We start from the raw sequence: 21,932 nt of genomic DNA, 5'->3' as shown, positions 1-21,932 counted from the left end.
AATTGTAGTTTTTATTATTTTTCATGAAAGATAATTACTTTAATTAGAATCAACTTTAACTAACTACTGATTCCTATCTACCTTCGTATAATGAACTGTTGTGAATTGAAGTGGATAAAGATCCTTTATTGATAATAAAAAGCAATTCTCTTCAGTTTTACTACACGAGCTCTTCAGGCCCATTTGAATCTCCGGTTCATATAAAAACCTAACAATTTTATAATAAACGAATACGTAATAGAATTAAAATCCACTCTTTAGAAGTTTTTTCTATTTATCCCCTCCCTTATCTTAAACATTCACACTTCCCACTTTTTAAATTAACCAGTTAGCAAATAAACTAATGCTTAAAGCAAATATCCGACATTATATTAACGTCGGATACATAAACCTTAAGCCCAACCGTATAGTCCCCAATACCAAGCCCAAATGACAAAAGTGGCCCCTAGGACAAGAAGCAATATATAGCGGAACATATCCGTTTTTATATTTTTACTCATCCCTCGTACAGCTAACATAGCACTTAACCCAGTAGCAAGGACTGCAAAGATCTGAATGATGAGCCAAATGACTGGTCGATCCCATACGATTGGTCCTAATATTTTCCCACCTTTGGCCCAAATCATAGTGAAGTAAACCGCAAAACCGAGTGTTGCAATGAATCCTGAAGCAATTGTCCAACCAGCAAATCCTTTAATTGGAGAATCTTTTTTTCCTTTTTGTTTAAACATGGAGTTACAGATAGCAACAATATAACCAAGTAGTAAAGCACCAAGAACAGCAATTTGAAATCCAAGAGAATCGTACCAGCTTACATCTGGAATCAAATTTTGATATACTTTTACATCTTGTTTCGGCTCTTGTCCGATTACCTTGGATAGAGGTGGATGACCTTTGACAACTTGATCCAACCAAACCACCACTTCGTTTTCATAACCAGATGCAAATGCAGAGAGTCTTTCAAACCCCTTTTTGTCTGTTTGATGTGCAGCATGATCAGCGTCAGCTACAAATAAAATCGATCCATGTTTGTTGCCATTGTCTTTCCATATTTCCATTAGCTTTTGCGAACCCTCAACAGTTGGAGTAAGACGATCCTTAGCACCCCAGACGGCGAGAATAGGCTGCTTTACTTGGGATAAATAATGCTCAGCATCATGATCCGCTTGAGGAAACATACCCGATTGATAGACAAATCGTGCTCCTTTATTTATGAGGGAATCAATCGCACTTTGAGAAGTTACACCATTTTGAATCAATCTATTCTGAATATGAAAATTTTGTTGTTGTATCGGAGTCACTACAGGTGTACCTAATAACACAACAAAAGAAATATCTGTTGATTTCGATGCTGCCATTGGAGCTACCCAGGCCCCTTCACTAAAACCCCAAATCCCTACTTTATGCGGGTCCACATTTGGTTGTGATTGTAACACTTGCACTGCTGCTATTGCGTCTTGAGATAATACTTGGAATGTACGGGCTTTTGATTTTTCTCGTTTATCGTAAATCAATGCAGCAAACCCTGCTTTTACAAATACTTCTGCATCTTGCCTGAGTTTCTCTCTTTCTTTCTGTCCAGATCCATGAAGCAAAACAATTCCAGGATGTTTGCCATCGTTTTTCGGCATCAAAACCGTGCCATGCATCCTAGTTTTGTTACTTTCAAAAACGATTTCTTTTTCATGATAACTGTTCGTTGGGGCTGCTTCTGCATTTTGTGTACTCGTAAAAAGAAGGAAACTAACCATAATCATCGTTGCTAAAAAACAAATAAAACCTTTCGGGAACTTAAATCGTTGTGTCATATTTGTATTTCCTCTCTATGGAAAGATGAATACCATCATTCTAAGAGATAAGAAACAAATGAAGAACAATCGAGAGAAGGAAACCCATTTGGACTTAGGTCTGAATTGGAACTAGGCATAATGGATATACGTGTCGTACCGACTCATCAGAAAACGATTTATTTTATAGAAAAGATTAAATCGTGCTATTCCTGTATATTCTTAACAACATGAGTTTTTTGCAGTAATCCAGTATCCGAAAGAGAATAATTTTTACCAATTGGAATATTTAACAAAACTTAGAACATTTCAAGATTACACCTATAAACAGTACATGATAAGAAGGATTCTATTTGCCTTTGATCGTATTATTGCTATATATGATTAGTAAATAAGGAAAAGAAAAGTAAAATCTTGAATTATTTTAAATAAACATATCAAAATAAAGACCGATTTATTTCAAAATAACCAATTTTTTTACTTCCCATTCCTAATTCGAAGGGATGAATATATGTCACTGTTTATTTTACTTTGTCTTTTGTTTTCACGCTTTGCACTAGCTGGGATGATTGCTGGGATGATTGTATCCTTTTTTATTAAAAGGTTATTAGCAGATAGATAATCCATGATGATAGAGAGTAACCAATTATGTTTATTTCGTCTTCTCGTAATAAGTTTCTCATCCATTCACCCTCATAAATTTCACACAAATAATCTAGGACAAAGAGTTGATTTTGGGGAAGATCTTGCGGAGTTTACATAAGAGCAATTTAAGACGAGGCGAATTTAGAAAACGTTTTCAAAAATAAATGTGTGCCCCCTACACTGAGACCTCTTCCATCAGAAAAGGAATCTTAACATAGGGAGCATCACTCAGGACGCGAGATCAACGACCTCAGCCTCACAGCCCCATTGATCACCGAAAGAGTCGAACGGGTACAGCCCGAAGACGAAGATGATCCTCTTGCGCTGACCACCCACCTCTCCATCGAAAGTAACAGAGCCCAGCGCCTCCATCCGAGACCGCTCTCCAACAGGGAGTGAGACCAATTCAATCGGGAAACGGCTGGCCAGCTCCTCGACCGACATATCATGGTCCTGTCGCTGCCATCCTGTAGGGATGTTGGCAGTCAAAGGCATTGCTGCGTCCGGCCACGTGAACCGAAAGGCACGCAGTTTCTCTACTACCTCAGGGTCGTGGGGACGAGGCAACAGCTTCACTCCTTCCTTGAGGAGAGAGGCTGCTGCTGCCTGACGGCTACGCTCTCGACGATCTTTCTTGCTGGGACNAGTCCTCTTTGCCATCCGATACTCCATTCCTTCTCGCCTAGAAGGGCATCCTGTGTGTTTGGTTTGATTTTATTTTATCAATTGATATGTAGTGGAACAAATTTGATTATAGATCATTTATCACATTATTGAAAACAGAAGACCAATTGGTCTTCTTTTTTAGAACGCAGGTACAACTGCACCTTTATATTTATCCTCAATAAACTTTTTGACTTCAGGCGAATTTAATACTTTTGCTAGCTTTTGAATACGAGGATCATTTTCTTGTCCTTTTTTTGTTGCTAGTACATTTACATATGGTGACTTAGAATCCTCGATAAAGAGTGCATCTTTGGTTGGATTTAGTTTTGCTTGCAGTGCATAGTTTGTGTTAATAACAGCAAGATCCACTTGATCCAATACACGTGGTAGCATTGCTGGTTCCAAAGGTTTAATCTCTACATTATTTGGATTGGAGACAATATTTTTGGCTGTTTTCTCTCCATCTCGATTATCCAATTTGATAACATTACTAGCATCAAGCAATAACAAAGCACGGGTGATCTCCGAAGTTGCATTTGGAACTGCTATTGTTGCACCTTTATTGATTTTGGTTTTGTCTTTGATTTTTTGAGAATACACACCCATTGGCTCAATGTGAACACCAGCTACTTTGACTAAGTGGAAACCATTTTCTTTATTGGTTGTTTCCATCCAAGGGATATGTTGGAAATAGTTAGCATCGATTTGTTTTTCTTCTACGGCGCGATTAGGTAAAACATAATCTTGAAATACTTGTATTTGAAGATCAACACCCTCTTTTTTCAAGAGTGGTTTTACATAGTTTAAAATTTCAGCATGTGGTACTTGTGTAGCGCCAACTTTTAAAGATTGTGATTCGTTTCCTTTGTTCTCTTCTGCATTTCCACAAGCAGAAACGATTAAAGCTAAGATAAGGGAAAAACTGAGTAAAAATACCTTTTTCATCGGATATACCCCTTTATAGTTTTGTGAATGAAGTAGTCATAAAACTACGATTCCAAGAATCGCACAGCTTCATCCGTGTAGAGTGTCAAGATTGTAAGTTTCGTTTATCTAATCGACGAGATACAAAATCCCCAATCCATTGAACCATCTGTACCAATACAACAAGTAGTATGCCACAGGCAAACATCATCTTCTCATCAAACATTTGGAATCCATACCGGAGGGCCAAATCTCCCAAACCTCCGCCACCTACCATTCCAGCCATCGCTGAATAACTGATCAAACTGACACAAGAAACGGTCAGACCTGAGACAATCGCTGGCATTGCTTCTGGCAAAAATACCTGCAATACAATCGTAATCGGACTTGCTCCCATCGCTTCCGCAGCTTCTACTACTCCTCGATCAATCTCACGAATCGCTGTTTCGACCATACGGGCAAAAAATGGAGCCGCGCCTGCAATCAATGGAATCGTCGCTGCTGTAGTTCCAAGTGAAGTACCCAAAATCCATTTGGTAACAGGAAATAAAAATAAGATCAGGACAATAAACGGTACAGCGCGAAACGTATTGACGATAAAACCTAAAACCTTTTGCAGCCAAGGAATTTCCCAAAACTGGCCTCGATCCGTAATCACCAATAAAATGCCTAACGGTATGCCAATCAATGCAGAAAAGAAAGTAGAAATAGCTACCATCAACAAGGTTTCTCCAGTTCCTTGCCAAATAAGTGCCCAGTCCAAGCTAGGAGACATTACGATCCCCTCCTTTCTTAGGTTTTAGTCCTAAAAAAGATTGGGTGACATCGTGCTGAGGATTGGAGAATACATCTGCTACGTTTCCAGTCTCTACAATGTTCCCTGCCTCTAAAACTGCTACATGGCTGCATACTTTTTCCACTACCGACATCTCGTGAGTAATAAACACAAATGTAATCCCTGTCTCTCGATTGATTTCTTGAATCAACTGTAGAATCGAGTCTGTTGTAGCAGGATCAAGTGCAGAGGTAGCCTCATCGCATAGGACAATCTGCGGCTGGTTAGCAAGTGCTCTTGCAATCCCCACTCGTTGCTTTTGCCCACCGCTGAGCTGGGATGGGTAAGCATTTCGCTTGTCTGTTAATCCCACACGATCCAATAACTCTTCCACACGTAAAGCAATCTCGGATTTTTTTCTCCCTACAATCTGCATAGGAAAAGCAATGTTTTGATATACTGTCCGAGAAGAAAGCAAATTAAAGTGTTGAAAAATCATGCCAATCTTACTGCGAAGCTTTCGTAGATCTGACTTACTCAGATGGGCAATATTTTTACCTCTGATAAAAACTTCACCATCTGTAGGTTGTTCCAAACCATTTATCATTCGAAGCAAGGTACTTTTACCTGCTCCGCTATGACCAATAATCCCAAGCATTTCTCCTGTCTGTACATCTACAGACACACGATCCAATGCTGTCACTTCAGCATATCGTTTGGAGACGTTTTGCAACTGGATCAAACTCAATTTCAAAGCACCTCCTAAAATAACAAAAACCCTTTCTGCACAGATGCAAAAAGGGATATGATTTCATATCGCCTTCTCTCATCTGTCAGAACCAAAAAATTCTGTAGGAATTGGCACCTTTCCTTTACGGATGGTTGCCGAGGTATCGTAGGGCCTGTCCCTCCACCTCTCTGGATAAGAGAACTACATATCAAGTTAAGGTTATTATATACGATAAAAATATAAATATCAACATGTAAATATAAATATCAAACTTTATACTATCACAACCAAAAAGATTCAGAAATAAGACCTCATCATACACATAAACAATTACGATTAAAAAAACAGGCTTTTAGCCTCTTATTATTTATAACTTATTTATTTTTATAAAATTCTTCCGCTAAGAGACTAAAAAGGAAGTGGTCTTCCCATTTGCCATTAATAAACGCATTTTTACGACATAGGCCTTCTTGTTGAAAATCTAATTTTTCTAAGATTCGTATGGAACCTTTATTCTTTGGCATTACCTTCGCTTCAATTCGATGTAATTTCAAATCGGAAAATACATACTCCAACCCTAGACGTACTGCTTCTGTTCCATAACCCTTTCCATTACATGTTTGATCTAAATAATAGCCCAAATTGCAGCTTTGAATACTGCCTCGTATCACATCCGTTATGATAACATTCCCAATTAGTTTGTTGGATTCTTTAAGAAAAACTCCAAATAAATATTTTTGTCCCTGCTCTTCTAATTTTTTTGTATCAGTAAGCATTTCACGTTGTTTCTCAATTGTGTAATACGAGTCATCAACTGTAAATAAATAATGTTTAAAGAAGTCCCGGTTTCTTGTGTTTAAATGAAGTTGTTCTTCCGAATCAGATATTTCTAATAATCGCAAGTAGATACGCTCAACATTTATGCTCATCAGATATGGTTCCTCCTAATACATCTAAATATACTACAAATAAAATTATATATTTGGATATAAAAAACGCAACTTTTATTAAAATGGAACATTATTCTATATTAATTGAATATAGTTTATGGAAATAAAATACTATTGAATTCAGCCTGTTATTAATTTACTTCTTGGAACCTGCACTATAAACAATGAATTATAAAATGGGATATTCCAATTTGTAATTGAATAGCATTATTCTGAAACATACAATTGCTAGTTTGTAACAATACTAAATGTTATTACCCCAACATTACAGTTCATTTACATTTCCCCCCAATTCCTTTAAACTTGACGCTTTTGGAATATAATAAAGACATCAGATCAAGCGGAGGTGTCTTTGATGCAATACACAGTGGTAGGTAAGTTTTTCTGGTTTGGAGTTATGAATGCAGTGTTACTCAGTATTCCGATGTGGGGTCTTATCTACTTGGCGCTAAAAAGCATTTTTTAGACCCTGTGTAGTAATTCGGGACACATATAGATAACAATAGGAAAAACCGAGTACTCGTCTAGTACTCGGTTTTGTATTTGATAAGTAAAATCAGTGGCATGACGGTTGCAGGCACATATTGGGCCTGCAACCATCTGCCGATTGTCATCTCTAGTTGAGAGGGATCATCTTCCACTCGGAACAGACGATGTACTTGATTCGAACGACCTTGTGCTGCTTGGTGCAGCTAGCAGGATCGGGAACCAGAACCGACTTCTGGGTAAAAGTCGGTGAATTGCACATCACGACGTCCTGCCCCTGATGTGTGGCCATCCCACACTTCAAGCCAGTCTTGTCTGGCCGTTCCAAGCCCTTGACAAAGGCAAAAGCTAGAGTTGCAGCAGCAGCTACAACTATGGCTAGAGCAGCTACAGATACAGCAGTTGAGACGCGAATGCGTTTCATGATCTTAAACCTCTCACCTACGGTCCGACAGAGGAATTCCCAGTATTTCTAGGAATGCTACCTTTATTATATATCAATCTTGCCTTTAAAAATCTTTTAAAAAGAAACCAAGTGCATATACGCACTCGGTTTTATTTATAGAATCACCCTAATCTTTTGACAAAAATATGCTCTGTACCACTAACTAGCTATTAAATCAGAGATATGGTCAAAGAAATTTGCCTCTTTGACTGCATCCTTGGTTACAATCGGAATCGGTTTAAACCCTTCTATTTTATGACCTTTGAAATAAAGCTCTACCATTCCTACAATCGTACCCTTTTTTAACGGAGCTTTCAAATTATTTTTAACTTTCACTTGATAGCTGTAATCTTTCTTGTTCTTAATCTGCACAGGAACAGGAATATGGATATTTTTTGCTATCACCACTGTTTGTCGCTTCTTTTTTGCATTTGCAACCGTAACGGATCGATGTTGTGGAACAGATTGTCCCGCCTCCAAAAAAGTAACTCGTTTAAAATGACTATACCCATAATCATATAATTTTTTTGTCTCTGTAAAACGTTTGTCCTTGGATTTTGTTCCCATGACCACAGATATAAAACGTGTCTGTTCTCGCTTCACTGTTCCAGCAAAACAAAAACCTGCTAATTGTGTAGATCCTGTTTTTATTCCTTGAACACCTTCATATTCATGCTTCAGACCAGGTAACATACTATTCCAATTGTTCACTTTCTGTTCTCTTGTCGTACCAGAATGAAATGTATATGTAGCAATAGTAGTGAAGTCAAAAATTTCTGGATGAACAGCCATCAATTGGTTTCCAAGCTGCACTATATCTTCTGCTGACATCACATGTTCACCTTGCGTATCTGGAGGATCAGGATAATCTTCTTGATTGAGACCTGAACAATTGAGAAAATGAGTATTTTCCAATCCTAAATTCTTGGCTTTTTGATTCATTAACTCTACAAATGCTTCTTCTGATCCAGCTACATGTTCTGCCAATGCTACTGCTGCATCATTGGCAGATTGAACCATCAATCCAGTGAATAATTCTTTTATCGTTATTTTCTCGTTCTCCTGTAAAAAAATTTGCGCCTCATTTACATCAGCAGCTCGTTTGCTCACTATTACCTCGTCTGTCCAATGAAGTTCCCCGTTTTTAATTTTATCTAGCACAACATAAGCAGTCATCATTTTCGTTATACTTGCTGGAGGACGTGCATGATTTTGATTTTTTTGAGCCAAAATAATTCCTGATTCATAATCCTTTAAAAGATAGGATTCTGCTTCAATATCTGGCTCCGTTCCATTTTGTGTCGGTTCAGTAGGAGTGGATTCTTCTGTATTTTGACCTTTAAACATAGATTGTTTCTCTTTTGGAGAATCAACAATTTCATCTTCAAACGGTGTCTGTGGGAATATTTTTGCATTTGATTGAGCGAAGCCACTAACAGGCAAGATCAACAATGACAAGCTCATTGTTAACAGAAACATGGAAAAGTGTTTTTTCATTGGATAACTCCTTCATTTATAGGCCTTTTTTCTTAATTATCATGAGGGCTGAATTAATTATATAAGAGCGAATAATCTTCTTACAGTGATTATTTTTACAAATTTGAAAATAAAAAAAAGACATCCCCCAATTTGCACATTCGGGTTTGTCTCCGACAAAGGTTCCTAGTATACAAAAAAGATGAAGCATATGCTCCATCTTTTTATCTTGCCCCGTCCCCTGTAAATACTACTTTAATGGTACGGAAGAAGATTTTTGTATCCAATTTGAAAGATTGTTTTTGGATGTAATACATATCCAGATCTAGCTTTTCAGCTGGGGTCATTTCATAACCACCGTTTACTTGTGCCCAACCAGTAAGGCCTGGTTTTACCAATAAACGGTTTTTAAATCCTGGGATCTCTTTGTCAAATTGCTCGGTAAACATTGGACGTTCTGGACGTGGACCAATTAGACTCATTTGTCCACTAAAGATGTTGAACAGTTGAGGTAACTCGTCAATCCGCGTTTTGCGTATAAAACTTCCTACTTGAGTTACACGTGCATCATTTTTTGAAGCCCATTGTGGTCCATTTTTCTCAGCGTCATTACGCATTGATCTTAATTTCCATACATTAAATAGTTTTCCGTTTTTCCCAACTCGTTCTTGTTTGTAAAAGACCGAACCAGGTGACTCAAGTTTGATCGCAATCGCAGTGACGAGAAGCACCGGCAATGTGACAATCAGCAACAAGAGGGAAAACAATAGCTCAAGGGAACGCTTTATCGCAGGATAGAAAACCCCACTCATCCCTGTTTTCCCAAAATACAAATGTGACTGATTTCCCACCATTACTTTGGAACGCATCTCTTCACCACTCCTACCTCTATATATATATCCAAATTTGTCTCATTTCATTACGAAAGTAACATTAATGTTACAGGAATATTTCATGACCTGTAACCTAGTATAGAATACATGTAATGAAAGTACAAGAGGTTAATTGTTACAATATTTTTGTAGAATATAGATCCAGGTAAAATCGATACGTTTTGAGCAAACCTTCATCTAAATTGATCGTTGGTGACCAGTTTAAAGCACTTTTTGCTTTATCTATGGTGAAATAGCTATGTTTAATATCACCCAGTCTTTCATTTTCATAATTGACCTTGAAAGTATGACCACTTATTTCCTGTAACTTCTCTACCAGTTGATTAAGCGTAGTATGTACCCCAGTGCCAATGTTAAATACTTCTGAATCACCAGCTTGCAAAGCTGCAATATTTGCTTTTGCTACGTCTTCTACATAAATATAGTCACGTGTTTGCTCTCCATCTCCAAAGATGGTAAAAGGAGATTTTTCAATTGCTTTATCAATAAAGATGGAAATAACTCCACCTTCACCATGAGGATCTTGTCGGATACCGTATACATTTGCATATCGTAAAATAGAGTAACGAAGCCCATACATATGCTCATATACACGCAAATACTGCTCAGGGGTATACTTGGAAATCCCATAACCAGAAAGTGGGCCTACTGGGTGTATCTCATCAATCGGCACATACTGTGGATCCCCATATACTGCTGCAGAAGACGCATATATAAATTTTTTGACACCATAAATACGAGCAGCTTCCAATAAATTGATCGTGCCTAGAATATTCATATGCGCATCATGCATTGGCTCCCGCACAGAAGTCTGTACAACGGTTTGTGCAGCTTGATGAATGACTGCATCTGGTTTTTCTTTATGAAAAACATCATGTATCCTTGGATTTTCCATATCGATTCGATAAAAAGAAGCTTCCGGGTGAAGATTGGTTTCTTTGCCCGAAGACATGTTATCGATAATGACAACCTGATGACCTGCAGTTAGCAGCTGATCAACAATATGGGAACCTATGAAGCCAGCTCCACCTGTAACAAGTACCTTCATCTTCTTCTCTCCTCTCTATAAAAATGGGAACAAGTCCAATAGTTTGCCTTGTTCCCTTATTTTTGTATTACCCTTGGTTTTCCAATTTTTCTCTTTCTGGTACATCACGCAAGGTACGAGCAGGGACACCTACATATACTTTTGCAGCTTCGGTATCTTTGTTCACCAATGCACCAGCTGCGATAAAGCTTTCTTCTGCAACAGTCACACCAGGTAACAAGATTGAAGCACCACCAACTCTTGCACCTTTTTTAATAACCGGACCGCGTACCAATTTGAATCGTTCTTTGGTCCTTCCCATAAAGTTATCGTTTGTCGTGGTGACAGTTGGTGCGATAAATACACGCTCTTCAATAGTGGTATAAGCAGTTATATAGGCGTTCGTCTGAATCTTGGTATAAGACCCTATCTCTACTTGATTTTCTACGGCTACTCCACGTCCAACCACTACCGAATCGCCAATGGTTACTTTCTCGCGGATGGATGCTTGGTCTCCGACCATTACTTCTTTTCCCAGTTTGCTCCCTCGATAAAGAACAGTATTGGCACCTAATGTGGTTCCTTCTCCTAATTCTAGGGCAGGTAAACTAGTATCTACTTTTACAGTAGACGCCTTGGCTGGTCTTGGCCAACGTCCTACAACACAATTATCGGAAATAAAAACATGTGAACCAATAATGGTATCAGCATGAATCGTAACATTGTTACCGATCGTAACATTGTCACCGATAACAGCTCCTTCTTCGATTACAGAGAAGTAACCAATCGTGACGTTATTACCGAGTTGGGCTGTGTCATGAATGTAATGTTTCATGAAGACACCTACTTTTAGAGTTTTTCGTAGTACGCTTTGATGTTTTTGATATCTTTCATTGCATTGCGGGTATCAAAAATAGCAGCAGCATGATCGCCAATTTGTTGATAGTCAAAAGCAGAGTGATCTGTAGTGATCAACACCAAATCTGCTTCTTGTAGTTTTTCTTCGGTCAATTCTACTGTTTCATAAGTTTTTCCCTCTAAACGAAAAGATGGAATATGTGGATCAACCAATTCAAAGTTAGACTGATAGCTTTCTAATAACTTGATGATTTCCATTACAGGAGACTCACGGAAATCGTCGATATCTTTTTTATAAGCTACTCCAAGAACCAACACTTTTGCACCACTGAGTGATTTCTTATAGCGGTTTAAAATCTTCATCGTACGATCGACGACAAAGTTTGGCATTTCATTGTTAATTTCACCAGCGACTTCAATCAAACGAGTATGGTAGTTGTATTCACGCGCTTTCCAAGTAAGGTAGAACGGATCAATTGGGATACAGTGACCTCCTAGACCTGGTCCTGGGTAAAAAGCCATAAAACCATAAGGTTTTGTTTTGGCTGCTTCAATTACTTCCCAAAGATCAATACCCATTTTATTACAGAGAATAGCCATTTCATTAGCTAAACCGATGTTGATATTACGGAATGTATTTTCCAAAATCTTTTCCATTTCTGCTATTTTGGGGCTTGATACTTCATGTACATCGCCTTCCAAAACACTACGATACATAGCAGCAGCTATTTTCGTACATAGGGCAGAAACTCCGCCTACTACTTTTGGCGTATTTTTTGTATTAAACGTTTTGTTTCCTGGATCTACACGCTCAGGAGAATATGCCAAGTAAAAATCTTCTCCTACCTTTAATCCTGTCGCTTCTAAAATCGGCTGCAATACTTCTTCTGTCGTACCTGGATATGTTGTACTTTCTAAGACAACTAACATATTTGGGTGCAGATACTTTGCGATTTCTTTACCAGAAGCTTCTACATAAGTAGTATCTGGTTGTTGATATTTATCTAAAGGAGTAGGTACACAAATCGCAACTGCATCTACTTCTTGAATTTTGGAATAATCAACAGTAGCAGTCAATTGACCAGAATGAATGATTTGCTTTAGCTCATCATCCACAACATCGCCAATATAATTGATACCATCGTTTACCATGTCTACACGTTTTTGTTGTACATCAAAGCCAATAACTTTGTATCCCGCTTTGGCTTTTTCCACTGCCAAAGGAAGCCCTACATAACCAAGGCCTACGACGCCGATAACTGCAGTTTTTGACTCAATTTTCTCGAGCAAACCGTTCACGAGCATTCATCCCTTTACTCAAAATAATTTCGGACCACTTGGACAATATGGTCGATTGTTTCTTCTTCTAGCTCTGGATAGAGAGGAAGAGCAAATATTTTCTGGGAAATAGTTTCCGCATTAGGCAAATCGCCTTCTTTGTATCCCAGTTCTTTGTAAACTTCCTGCAAATGAAGCGGTAATGGATAGTAGATACCTGATGCTATACCATTCTCTTTCAGATGTGCCATCAAGCCTTCGCGATCTTCTGTTTGTACATTGTACAGATGATAAATATGTTTGCGGTTTTCTGCATGGTGAGGAGTTACGATTGGTAATTCAGCTAGTTTTTTGTTGTAGTACTCTGCTTTTTCCGCACGTGCATTGTTCCAATCATCCAAATGACGCAATTTGATACGCAAAGCAGCAGCTTGAATCTCATCTAAACGGCTGTTGTAACCAATCATGCTATGGTAATACTTTGGACTACTTCCATGAACACGTAAAATACGAAGCTTTGCAGCGAGCTCGTCATCATTTGTTACAATCATTCCACCATCACCGTAGCCACCGAGGTTTTTGGTTGGGAAGAAGGAAAAAGTAGCTGCATGACCCCAAGAACCAATTCGCTTACCTTTAAATTCAGAGCCAATGGCTTGAGCTGCATCTTCTAATACAAAAATATTATGTTCATCTGCAAGCTCCATAATTTGATCCATTTCTGCTGGTTGACCAAAAATATGCACTGGAATAATTGCTTTCGTCTTTGGAGTAATCGCTTTTTTCAGTTGCTCAACATCTAAATTGTAAGTTTTTGGATCAATATCAACAAATACAGGAGTAGCTTTTAGTTGAGAGACTACTTCCGCTGATGCAAAGAAGGTAAACGGAGTCGTAATTACTTCATCTCCCTCTTTTACTCCAGCAGCATCCAATACTAGTTGCAATGCATCTGTACCATTACCCACACCAATAGCATGTTTTACACCACAAAATTCCGCTACTTCTGCTTCAAATGCTTTGGTTTCAGGACCTAAAATATAGTGTCCGCTTTCCAACACACGATCAATCGCATCTCGTACTTCTTCACGAATACCATTGTATTGCTCAGTTAAATCAAGCAAAGGGATTTTTTTCATTATTTCATTGCTCCTTCATGAGTTTTTAACAACGCATCCATGCGTACAGGTTGTCCTGTTTCAGCAGCTTGTTGGCAAGCAATTACAAAAGCTAAGGCTTCTCTACCTTCTTTACCAGAAACAACAGGGATATAATCTTGCTCAACTGCATTTGTCATATCTTGAATAATACATTCATGTCCTGGTATACCAAAGGGGTCTTGTTCTATTTTTTCTATCGTTTGTTGTTTCTCTTCTTCACTTACGCCTTCGAAATTCCAATTTTTAATCCAGTTTGCATTTGGCCCACCAATGGTAGCTGTTCCCGTTTCCCCAAAAATAGATAACGATTCTTCCAAGTTTTTAGGGTAGATCGTAACCGCTGCTTCTAGCACTCCTAATGCACCATTCTTAAATCGGATCACAGATAATGAAGTATCTTCTGCTTCAATATCGCGTAGTCGTGTAGCATTGTAAGAACTGACTTCTTCAATGTCTCCCATCATCCAAAGCATCAAATCCATATTATGAATCGCTTGATTCATCAACACACCGCCATCCATGGCTTTTGTTCCTCGCCATGGCGCCTGATCATAATATGCTTGGTTTCGATTCCAACGTACAGTCGCATTGGCATGTCCGATTTTACCAAATGCACCTTTATCCAATTGTTTGCGAAGCTCCATAATGGCTGGACGAAAACGATTTGGATGGACGACTGCCATTTTGACATTATTTCTTTCACATGCTTCAATCATGGCATTTGCATCTTCTAGCGTGAGAGCCATCGGCTTTTCGACTACTACATGTTTTTTTGCTTCTGCAACTTGAATGGTAAGTACTTTATGTAGTCCACTTGGCGTACAGATGGAAACAACATCTACTAGATCACTCTGTAACATTTCTTGTAAATCCAAAAATCCTTGGACACTGTCGGTGACAAACTCTTGTAAACGTTCTTCATTGGTATCACATACAGCAGTCAAAACAGCACCTTCTACATTGGCAATTGCCCCAACATGTTTCTTGGCGATGTGACCGCAACCTACTATTCCATAGCGGATCATGTTACTCCCTCTTTTCAAGCAACATTAATATTACAGTAACATTACGATCACTGTAACATAAATGAAATGTTTTTGGTATAGCTGGACATAAATAGACACACTTTTTTGTAAAAAATTTGAACTTATGTACTACTTTTCAGTATCCCCATCCATGATGGCAAACATGATTTCTCCATCACACACTACTTTATCCCCTACACGAGCAACCGCATTTCCTTTACCCACTTTTCCACGAAGACGAGTCATTTCCACTTCTAACTGGAGTACATCTCCTGGTTTTACTTGCCCGCGAAAACGCACACGATCAATCCCAGCAAAAAAGGCTATTTTCCCTTTGTACTCATCCAACACAAGAATAGAGCATGCTCCTACTTGTGCCAGCGCTTCCACAATTAAAACACCTGGCATTACAGGATAATCAGGAAAATGGCCTTGGAAAAATGATTCGTTCATAGTCACATTTTTGATTCCAACTGCTTTCTTTGCTGGAATAACCTCGATTATCTTATCCACTAATAGAAACGGATAACGATGAGGTATCACTTCTTGAATTTTTTTTATATCCCATTCCATTAACCAAACATCTCCTATCTAGTACCTTTCATACTCCGCTACAGTTTAGCATACGCAACGGAGCATGACGAGTGAGTATAGAACTCACCTTGGCTATTTCCATCCTGTTTAATCGAGATTTTTGTTTGCTGAACGTATCAAAAAGAAATAGATGAGGGTTGTGAGGTAGGATAAACCAATAACGAACCAAAGAAAAGTTAAAGCTCCTTCTACAGAAAAAAGTAATGCAAACAAAGCCATATAAAAGAGTACAGTTGTCAATTTCCCCATAATATTTGCAGGTATTGTTTTCTTTCCTTTGAGATGAAAGAAAGTGGAGTACAAAATCATGGAAATATCACGCAAAAAGACAGCAAATGCTGCCCATAAACTTATCTTATCCGTAATGAGGAGGGACAAAAATACAGCGATAATCATTAACTTATCTGCTAAGGGATCGAGAAGACTGCCAATTTCAGTGACCAGGTTATAACGCCTCGCAATAAAGCCATCTACCACGTCTGTTATTCCAGCAAGCAATATAATCGCAACAGACCAATACAATTTGCTTGGTATATCAGAAAAATAAACAATTAGATAGGTAGGGACTAAGAAAAAGCGAAATATAGTAAGGATATTTGGTATGTTTATCATCTAAGACCCTCCAGCCTACCACAAAGAATCCCGTCTTTGTGGTAATTCACACAGACGGGTTATTTTATCCATAAATTAAATTGTATACATGCATCCACATGCCCATATCGAAAATGTCACTTACCGGTTGACCGCCAACCACCGTGTGACCAATTATTAAACTAACAAATAAAACGATAACTAGTAGTGCCGGTACTCCAAGAATCCATATACTACGTTTTACCCATTTCGAATCGGAACTATACTCTTCCTCCACTTCTTCTTCATCATGCCTGTTTTTGACATTTTCTGATGGAAGATGAAACTCCTGCTTACGATCGAATGTTTCTAATTCATTCTCTGTCTTTTGCTGGTTTAGCGTATTCATTTCTTGTTCGATTGCTCTTAATTGCTCTGCATCAAACTCATATGTTTTAAAATCAATCGGAGTTAATGTATCCTCAATTCCAGCAAGCGGATCTTTTTTTACTTTTTCTTCCTCATGTGAAGAGATGGTAGTTTGTTCTTCTTTTTCCAAATCCAGTAAGGTAGCAGAAATTTCCTCATGCACGTTATCTTTCTTAGATGGTTTTTCCTCTACGTGCCCTTGTTCATTCTTTTCATTGCTGTTACTTTCTTGATCCTCTTCTTTACTCCACTTTAATTCCCCAACAGGCAAACGATCTTGCTCATCTTTACCTTTTTCATTCTTTAAATCCTTTTTATCTTCTGATTGACTCATGTGTCATACCTCTCCAATTACATTAAGCTTGTCCATCCTTCTCACATAACAAAAATATAACAAAGCTTACATCTATTCGTCTACTCACAGCCGTGAATATTATAGGTTATATTTTACCATATAATCAGAAGGCCGGAGTTAAGATGATTATGTAAATTTTGAATACATCCGACCTTCCAAATTTCGGGATAATTATTTATATAGAAATCCTCGCTATTTCCTTGCTGCCAGCTTTACGCTTATATTTTATTTTAGTTGCTTCTCCGCCACGTAGATGTCTTATCGACTTATGATATTCCAATATTTCTTTCACTTCATTTGCAAGATCTGCATTTATTTCTGGTAATCGTTCTGTTAAATCTTTATGAACCGTGCTTTTGGATACACCAAACTCTTTCGCTATGACACGCACAGTACTCTTTGTTTCCACAAAATATTGCCCAATTTTTATGGTTCGCTCTTTTATATAATCATGCAACTCCCCTCTCCTCCTTTCTGCTTGTTTGATACATTATATGAAGCGTACAAACGGTTATGCTGGTACAAGCCCGTAAAGAAAAAATCCAAAATGTTTGTTTGTTCTTTACCTCGCTAGACTCCAATCTTCATTCATTTCCAAAATAAAAAACGCCCTTGCTTTGAGGGCGTTTTGTTACTTTACGTATTCATTTGGGTTTAATGCTTGATTGTTTTTACGAACTTCAAAATGAAGATGAATTCCTTCGTTCTTTTCAAATTGGTTTTGGCCAGCCTGTGCAAGGATATCCCCTTTGACCACAGCTTGATTCAACGCTACTTGGACATTAGACAAACTTTGGTAAATGGTCGTCAATCCGTTTTCGTGCTTGATTTCTACCAACTCCCCAAGCACTGGATTTTTTTCGACTCGAACGACTTTCCCAGATGCACTAGCCACTACATCAAACGATTTCCCATTCTTCCTTGCAAAATCAATTCCTGTATGAGGCCAGTATGTATCTGCATATTTCACCAAAGCACTTTCTTTTGCTTTATCTGTCGCATTTGCATCATAAAAATCCATGGACTTGATAACAGTTGGATCACTCGTTACAGGTAGAGAAATTTGTTGCAAATTGTCTGTTGGTACTTCTTCTACAGGTAAAACGGTATCTACATCAGGGCTATTGGTACGTGTCACATCTTGTTTGGAAGACTGATACCACCAAGCCATTCCGAGTACACAAACAGCAACTGTCATGTAAATTGCGGGAAAGACCCACTTTTTGTCTAATAAAGCTTTTTGTTTTTTTGGATCTTGGCTTTTGTTTTCATCCAGAAAAGAAACTTTGTTTTTTGGTTCCTCTGGTTTCATCATCTGATCACCTCTAGTGACCAGTGTCGACGCATATGATAAGGAATATACCTAAATTGGTAAATTTTTGTATATAATGTTCGATTATTTTTCATATTGCTCCATTTTAGAAAAACACATAATATGAAAATAGGCGCAGTGCTCTCCCAACCGGGATGGAGCACCCCGTTTCTCGAAAGGAAATGAAATGGCAATCACCATCCAGAAGCCGAAGGTCACCGTAAAGCCGACGACCGACGAACTCGAGGTCACACTCACGTTCGAGGACCTCACGTTGATCGCCTCACACCCGCTTGTGAAGGGAAATCACCACATCACCATGCAGGGGTGGTCGAATGACGATCCCGAATACACGGTGCTGATCTCCGTCAACGAGGCTGGTGAGGTCACCGCTCATTTCTAACACTCCATCCGGGACAGGTTAGATCGAGGATACCTCTCTGGTCTCTCTGAGATGGAGCCCGCTGTAGGTAGGTCATACTTACAGCGGGACCTGCAAATAACATATGAAAATAAAAAGTTTTCAACCTAGTCAGTTTAAATGGCTGGGTTTTTCTGTATATAACAAGGTAATGGAAAAATTTAATCGTGTTGTTTCCTTATCGCATGGGGGAAAGTAAAACAAACGAAACAGGAGATACATATGAAACCTTTCACACCTGACTTGGTATACTTTGAACCAGCGGCATTAGACTATCCACTTGGACGAGAGCTATACGAAAAATACAAACAAACAGATATTCCAGTAGAAATGACAACCTCTCACAACCGTATCACGGGGCTCCCAGGTGAGACAGAGCTAGAAAAATATCGCATCGCGAAGAGAACGTTGGTCGTTGGAATACGAAAAACGCTCACTTTTGATACTTCCAAGCCCTCAGCAGAATACGCCATCCCATTAGCGACAGGCTGTATGGGTCATTGCCACTATTGTTATCTGCAAACAACCATGGGCGCTAGGCCTTATGTACGAGTCTATGTCAACCTTGATGATATTTTTGCAGCAGCAGATAAATATATGGTAGAAAGAAAGCCAGAGATCACCCGATTTGAAGCAGCTTGTACGTCTGATCCTGTAGGGATCGAACACATTACAGGCTCCCTAAAAAAAGCAATCGAGTTTATGGGGGAACGAGAACTTGGAAGACTCCGTTTTGTAACAAAGTATGCCAATGTAGACAGCCTGCTCGATGCCAAACACAATGGACATACCCGATTTCGTTTTAGCGTAAATGCAGATTATGTCGTCAAAAACTTTGAACCAGCTACCTCTCCTCTGGCTGACCGCATCGAAGCAGCAGGAAAAATTGCCAGAGCTGGTTATCCGTTCGGTTTTATTATTGCACCAATCATGATTTTTGATGGCTGGGAAGATCAATATGCAGACTTGATGCACAAACTGCATGAGACATTGCCACATGCCGAAGATCTGACTTTTGAACTCATTACCCACCGATTTACGAAAACGGCAAAAAATATTATTGAAAAACGGTATCCCAAAACAAAACTAGAAATGAATGAAGAAGAGCGGAAAAAGAAGTGGGGGCGGTACGGCCGGACGAAGTATGTGTATCAAGATGTGCACATGGAGGCGATTCGTGTGCATATGAAGTCGTTAGTGGAGCGGTATTTTCCTCAGGCGGAAATCAGTTATTTGACGTAGATTAATAAAAAAGCCGTAAAATTAGGATCAGGATGAGCCCGGATCACTTGCGTGATCCAGTCCCATCCTGAGGTGTCCCGGAGGACTACTTCTTGCCGCGGCGCCGCTTCGTCTGGTTCGCCACACGCTTCTTCGAGCTCCCCCCGTAGGTGCCGGCGACGACCTTGCCTCGCGACGACATCGAGCGGTCGGTGGCGAAGGCGGCGGCGATCTGGGAGTTGTTCATCGTGCCGACGTTGAAGGTGGCGACGGCGGGCTTGGAATCGGGCTTGGCCACGAAATCCTCCTGAGAGTTGTTTCTGATTTAAGATCAGTATACTCAAAAAAAAAGAAACTTTCAACAATTATTGATAAAAATTGCGATCAAGAAAAGCTTTATTACCTTTCTCATTGATTTTTTCTATTCCCTATTGAAATCCTTTCTTGTCTATCTCCTACATCTACTTTTTTTATTGTTAGAGCAAAAACACCCTTCTTTATATATCGGAAAATACGATGACCTGCCATAGTTCTCACTATGGCAGGTCAATTTCACCTGAAGACTTACCTCATGCTCGCCCTCAAGTCCGGCCTGTCACCCAACTCCTTCCTGCGTGCCATCGCAGCGATGACATCAGGCGTCACATAGATGACTGTGTTATCACGCTTCTCAGGGACACGACGAGGCACACCATCTTTGTCTACATAGGCAGGCAAGTGGGTATTGGGCTCGATAATGTTGCCTTCTTCGTCTCGGACACGATTCTCTGTTGCGTTCAGCTTATATATGTCCACGAAAACGAGGCTTTCTCTTTAGTTGAGTAAAGTCTGTTTGATTATAAAAAAATTACAAATCTATTTCAAGTCTTTTTTATATTTTTAATTTCCACACCTCGATAGTAATACATGATAATGGCTTCCCCGTCTCGTCCTTGTTTGGCCAATAAATTCGCGCCCCATTGACTCATTCCGACACCGTGACCAAATCCGTAAGTAGTAAAGGTTATTTGATTGTCTTTCTGTGTCCATGAAAAATCCGATGAAGCTAACCCTAGTACTTCTCGTATTTCTCTTCCTGTAAAAATACGATCGCCTACTTTTACTTGAGCAATTCGTTTTCCAGTCGTTCTTTTTAAAATTTTTATTCCATTTCTACTAGAAAATGCAGTTACTGCTATTTGCTTGCGTGTCTGTTTCTCCAATTCTTTGATAATGGATGCAACAGACATCGTCTTGCTACGCGTAAATTTAGGAGATTGTTTGTCCCATGTAGAAGCGACACTTCGCAAGTAAGGATATGGTTGTTTGAAATACTCCTCTGAGTTCTCCGTATACCCATTACTTGTAGAAAAAAAAGCTGCATAAATAGGTTTGCCATGAAACGTTATGATTTTCCCCTTGGTAGAAACGACTGCACCACTCACTTTTGCTATATTTTTGTCAAAGGTTCTTCCCCATCTCTCTTTTAACTTCTCATCTGTTGCATATACTTGATCTTTCACGGTATCCGTTACGGTTGCTTCCTTATTTTTCACTCGACTGTAGATATAAGTACGGGCTGCCATCGCTTGTGCTCGAAGAGACTCCTTTTCAAACTCAGCCGGCATCTCAGATGCGACCACTCCACGTATATAATCTTCTAAAGGTATGCGAATCGTCTTTTTGGGATTGGATAACTTCACGTTTATATAAATATCTGTATCAGCAGATGAATCATTCATCGGAGAAGATAATGCATCCACTTTCCCGGCTGCTTCTTGAAAATCTACTAATACCATTGGAATTAACACCACCATGCAAGGCAATAACACCAAAAGAAAACACAGTAAGCCAACTATTTTGTAGTGGTAGGACAAAAAAAAACCTCCCAATAGGATCTTTCTCTTATCCTATTAGAAGGGTTAG

At 39.1% G+C, this 21,932-nt stretch carries 23 protein-coding genes and 1 riboswitch; of the genes, 2 read left to right on the top strand and 21 right to left on the bottom strand.

Annotated elements, in window-relative coordinates; all coding sequences use genetic code 11:
* Nucleotides 1-392: 392 nt before the first annotated feature.
* The 19 genes from A3GQ_RS0108175 to A3GQ_RS23775 form a co-directional block, all read right to left on the bottom strand.
* The gene (locus A3GQ_RS0108175) at nt 393-1,808 is read right to left on the bottom strand and encodes an alpha/beta hydrolase family protein (protein ID WP_028776638.1); all 1,416 of its coding nucleotides are present in this window, start codon (nt 1,806-1,808) and stop codon (nt 393-395) included.
* A 456-nt stretch (nt 1,809-2,264) separates the two neighbouring features.
* Nucleotides 2,265-2,474 carry a hypothetical protein gene (locus A3GQ_RS0108170; RefSeq protein WP_028776637.1) on the bottom strand — a complete coding sequence of 70 codons (210 nt, stop codon included), beginning with the start codon at nt 2,472-2,474 and terminating at the stop codon, nt 2,265-2,267.
* Nucleotides 2,475-3,236: 762 nt separating this feature from the next.
* On the bottom strand, nt 3,237-4,043 hold the full coding sequence (locus A3GQ_RS0108160; RefSeq protein ID WP_028776635.1) for a MetQ/NlpA family ABC transporter substrate-binding protein: 807 nt from the start codon (nt 4,041-4,043) through the stop codon (nt 3,237-3,239).
* A gap of 85 nt (nt 4,044-4,128) precedes the next feature.
* The gene (locus A3GQ_RS0108155) at nt 4,129-4,797 is read right to left on the bottom strand and encodes a methionine ABC transporter permease (RefSeq protein WP_028776634.1); all 669 of its coding nucleotides are present in this window, start codon (nt 4,795-4,797) and stop codon (nt 4,129-4,131) included.
* Entirely contained in the window at nt 4,787-5,545 is a 759-nt protein-coding gene (locus A3GQ_RS23790) for an ATP-binding cassette domain-containing protein (RefSeq protein ID WP_051271403.1), read from the bottom strand. The genes A3GQ_RS0108155 and A3GQ_RS23790 overlap by 11 nt, the downstream gene beginning before the upstream one ends.
* A gap of 75 nt (nt 5,546-5,620) precedes the next feature.
* Nucleotides 5,621-5,726, bottom strand: a riboswitch (SAM riboswitch).
* A gap of 175 nt (nt 5,727-5,901) precedes the next feature.
* The gene (locus A3GQ_RS0108145; protein WP_028776633.1) at nt 5,902-6,456 is read right to left on the bottom strand and encodes a GNAT family N-acetyltransferase; all 555 of its coding nucleotides are present in this window, start codon (nt 6,454-6,456) and stop codon (nt 5,902-5,904) included.
* A gap of 637 nt (nt 6,457-7,093) precedes the next feature.
* The gene (locus A3GQ_RS0108135) at nt 7,094-7,387 is read right to left on the bottom strand and encodes a hypothetical protein (RefSeq protein WP_028776632.1); all 294 of its coding nucleotides are present in this window, start codon (nt 7,385-7,387) and stop codon (nt 7,094-7,096) included.
* Nucleotides 7,388-7,567: 180 nt separating this feature from the next.
* A complete protein-coding gene (locus A3GQ_RS23785; protein ID WP_051271400.1) occupies nt 7,568-8,905 on the bottom strand; it encodes a D-alanyl-D-alanine carboxypeptidase family protein in 1,338 nt (445 codons plus the stop codon).
* 203 nt (nt 8,906-9,108) lie between these two features.
* Entirely contained in the window at nt 9,109-9,738 is a 630-nt protein-coding gene (locus A3GQ_RS0108125) for an exopolysaccharide biosynthesis polyprenyl glycosylphosphotransferase (protein WP_028776631.1), read from the bottom strand.
* Between the two features lie 154 nt (nt 9,739-9,892).
* A complete protein-coding gene (locus A3GQ_RS0108120; RefSeq protein WP_028776630.1) occupies nt 9,893-10,825 on the bottom strand; it encodes an SDR family oxidoreductase in 933 nt (310 codons plus the stop codon).
* 67 nt (nt 10,826-10,892) lie between these two features.
* A complete protein-coding gene (locus tag A3GQ_RS0108115) occupies nt 10,893-11,639 on the bottom strand; it encodes an acyltransferase (protein ID WP_037464326.1) in 747 nt (248 codons plus the stop codon).
* Nucleotides 11,640-11,653: 14 nt separating this feature from the next.
* A complete protein-coding gene (locus A3GQ_RS0108110) occupies nt 11,654-12,967 on the bottom strand; it encodes a nucleotide sugar dehydrogenase (RefSeq protein WP_028776628.1) in 1,314 nt (437 codons plus the stop codon).
* Between the two features lie 8 nt (nt 12,968-12,975).
* Entirely contained in the window at nt 12,976-14,079 is a 1,104-nt protein-coding gene (locus A3GQ_RS0108105; protein ID WP_028776627.1) for a DegT/DnrJ/EryC1/StrS family aminotransferase, read from the bottom strand.
* Nucleotides 14,079-15,125 (bottom strand): Gfo/Idh/MocA family protein, encoded by a 1,047-nt coding sequence (locus tag A3GQ_RS0108100; RefSeq protein WP_028776626.1) that lies wholly within the window; start codon nt 15,123-15,125, stop codon nt 14,079-14,081. The genes A3GQ_RS0108105 and A3GQ_RS0108100 overlap by 1 nt, the downstream gene beginning before the upstream one ends.
* Before the next feature lie 129 nt (nt 15,126-15,254).
* Nucleotides 15,255-15,698 carry a 3-hydroxyacyl-ACP dehydratase FabZ gene (fabZ, locus tag A3GQ_RS0108095; RefSeq protein WP_037464323.1) on the bottom strand — a complete coding sequence of 148 codons (444 nt, stop codon included), beginning with the start codon at nt 15,696-15,698 and terminating at the stop codon, nt 15,255-15,257.
* Between the two features lie 108 nt (nt 15,699-15,806).
* Nucleotides 15,807-16,331, bottom strand: a complete 525-nt coding sequence (pgsA, locus tag A3GQ_RS0108090; protein WP_051271395.1) for a CDP-diacylglycerol--glycerol-3-phosphate 3-phosphatidyltransferase — start codon at nt 16,329-16,331, stop codon at nt 15,807-15,809.
* Between the two features lie 64 nt (nt 16,332-16,395).
* Nucleotides 16,396-17,052: a DNA-directed RNA polymerase subunit beta gene (locus tag A3GQ_RS23780; RefSeq protein ID WP_037464322.1), complete on the bottom strand. Its 657-nt coding sequence runs from the start codon at nt 17,050-17,052 to the stop codon at nt 16,396-16,398.
* 196 nt (nt 17,053-17,248) lie between these two features.
* Entirely contained in the window at nt 17,249-17,530 is a 282-nt protein-coding gene (spoIIID, locus tag A3GQ_RS0108080; protein WP_028776623.1) for a sporulation transcriptional regulator SpoIIID, read from the bottom strand.
* A 174-nt stretch (nt 17,531-17,704) separates the two neighbouring features.
* A complete protein-coding gene (locus A3GQ_RS23775) occupies nt 17,705-18,388 on the bottom strand; it encodes a M23 family metallopeptidase (protein WP_083964158.1) in 684 nt (227 codons plus the stop codon).
* Between the two features lie 184 nt (nt 18,389-18,572).
* On the opposite strand from A3GQ_RS23775, the gene A3GQ_RS0108070 reads away from it, so the two are divergent.
* Together A3GQ_RS0108070 and splB are read left to right on the top strand one after the other, a co-directional pair.
* Entirely contained in the window at nt 18,573-18,788 is a 216-nt protein-coding gene (locus A3GQ_RS0108070) for a hypothetical protein (RefSeq protein ID WP_028776622.1), read from the top strand.
* Between the two features lie 240 nt (nt 18,789-19,028).
* Entirely contained in the window at nt 19,029-20,048 is a 1,020-nt protein-coding gene (gene splB, locus A3GQ_RS0108065) for a spore photoproduct lyase (RefSeq protein WP_051271390.1), read from the top strand.
* An 85-nt stretch (nt 20,049-20,133) separates the two neighbouring features.
* Here splB and A3GQ_RS25625 read toward each other — a convergent pair whose 3' ends face one another.
* Together A3GQ_RS25625 and spoIID are read right to left on the bottom strand one after the other, a co-directional pair.
* Entirely contained in the window at nt 20,134-20,325 is a 192-nt protein-coding gene (locus A3GQ_RS25625) for a hypothetical protein (RefSeq protein ID WP_028776620.1), read from the bottom strand.
* 562 nt (nt 20,326-20,887) lie between these two features.
* A complete protein-coding gene (gene spoIID, locus A3GQ_RS0108045; protein WP_245596753.1) occupies nt 20,888-21,883 on the bottom strand; it encodes a stage II sporulation protein D in 996 nt (331 codons plus the stop codon).
* Nucleotides 21,884-21,932: the final 49 nt, after the last annotated feature.

It is taken from the genome of Shimazuella kribbensis DSM 45090 (assembly GCF_000428065.1).
In the GTDB taxonomy this organism is placed as follows: domain Bacteria; phylum Bacillota; class Bacilli; order Thermoactinomycetales; family Thermoactinomycetaceae; genus Shimazuella; species Shimazuella kribbensis.
The sequence above is the reverse complement of the archived record's forward strand: the minus strand, read 5'-3'. Positions and strand labels throughout refer to the sequence as shown.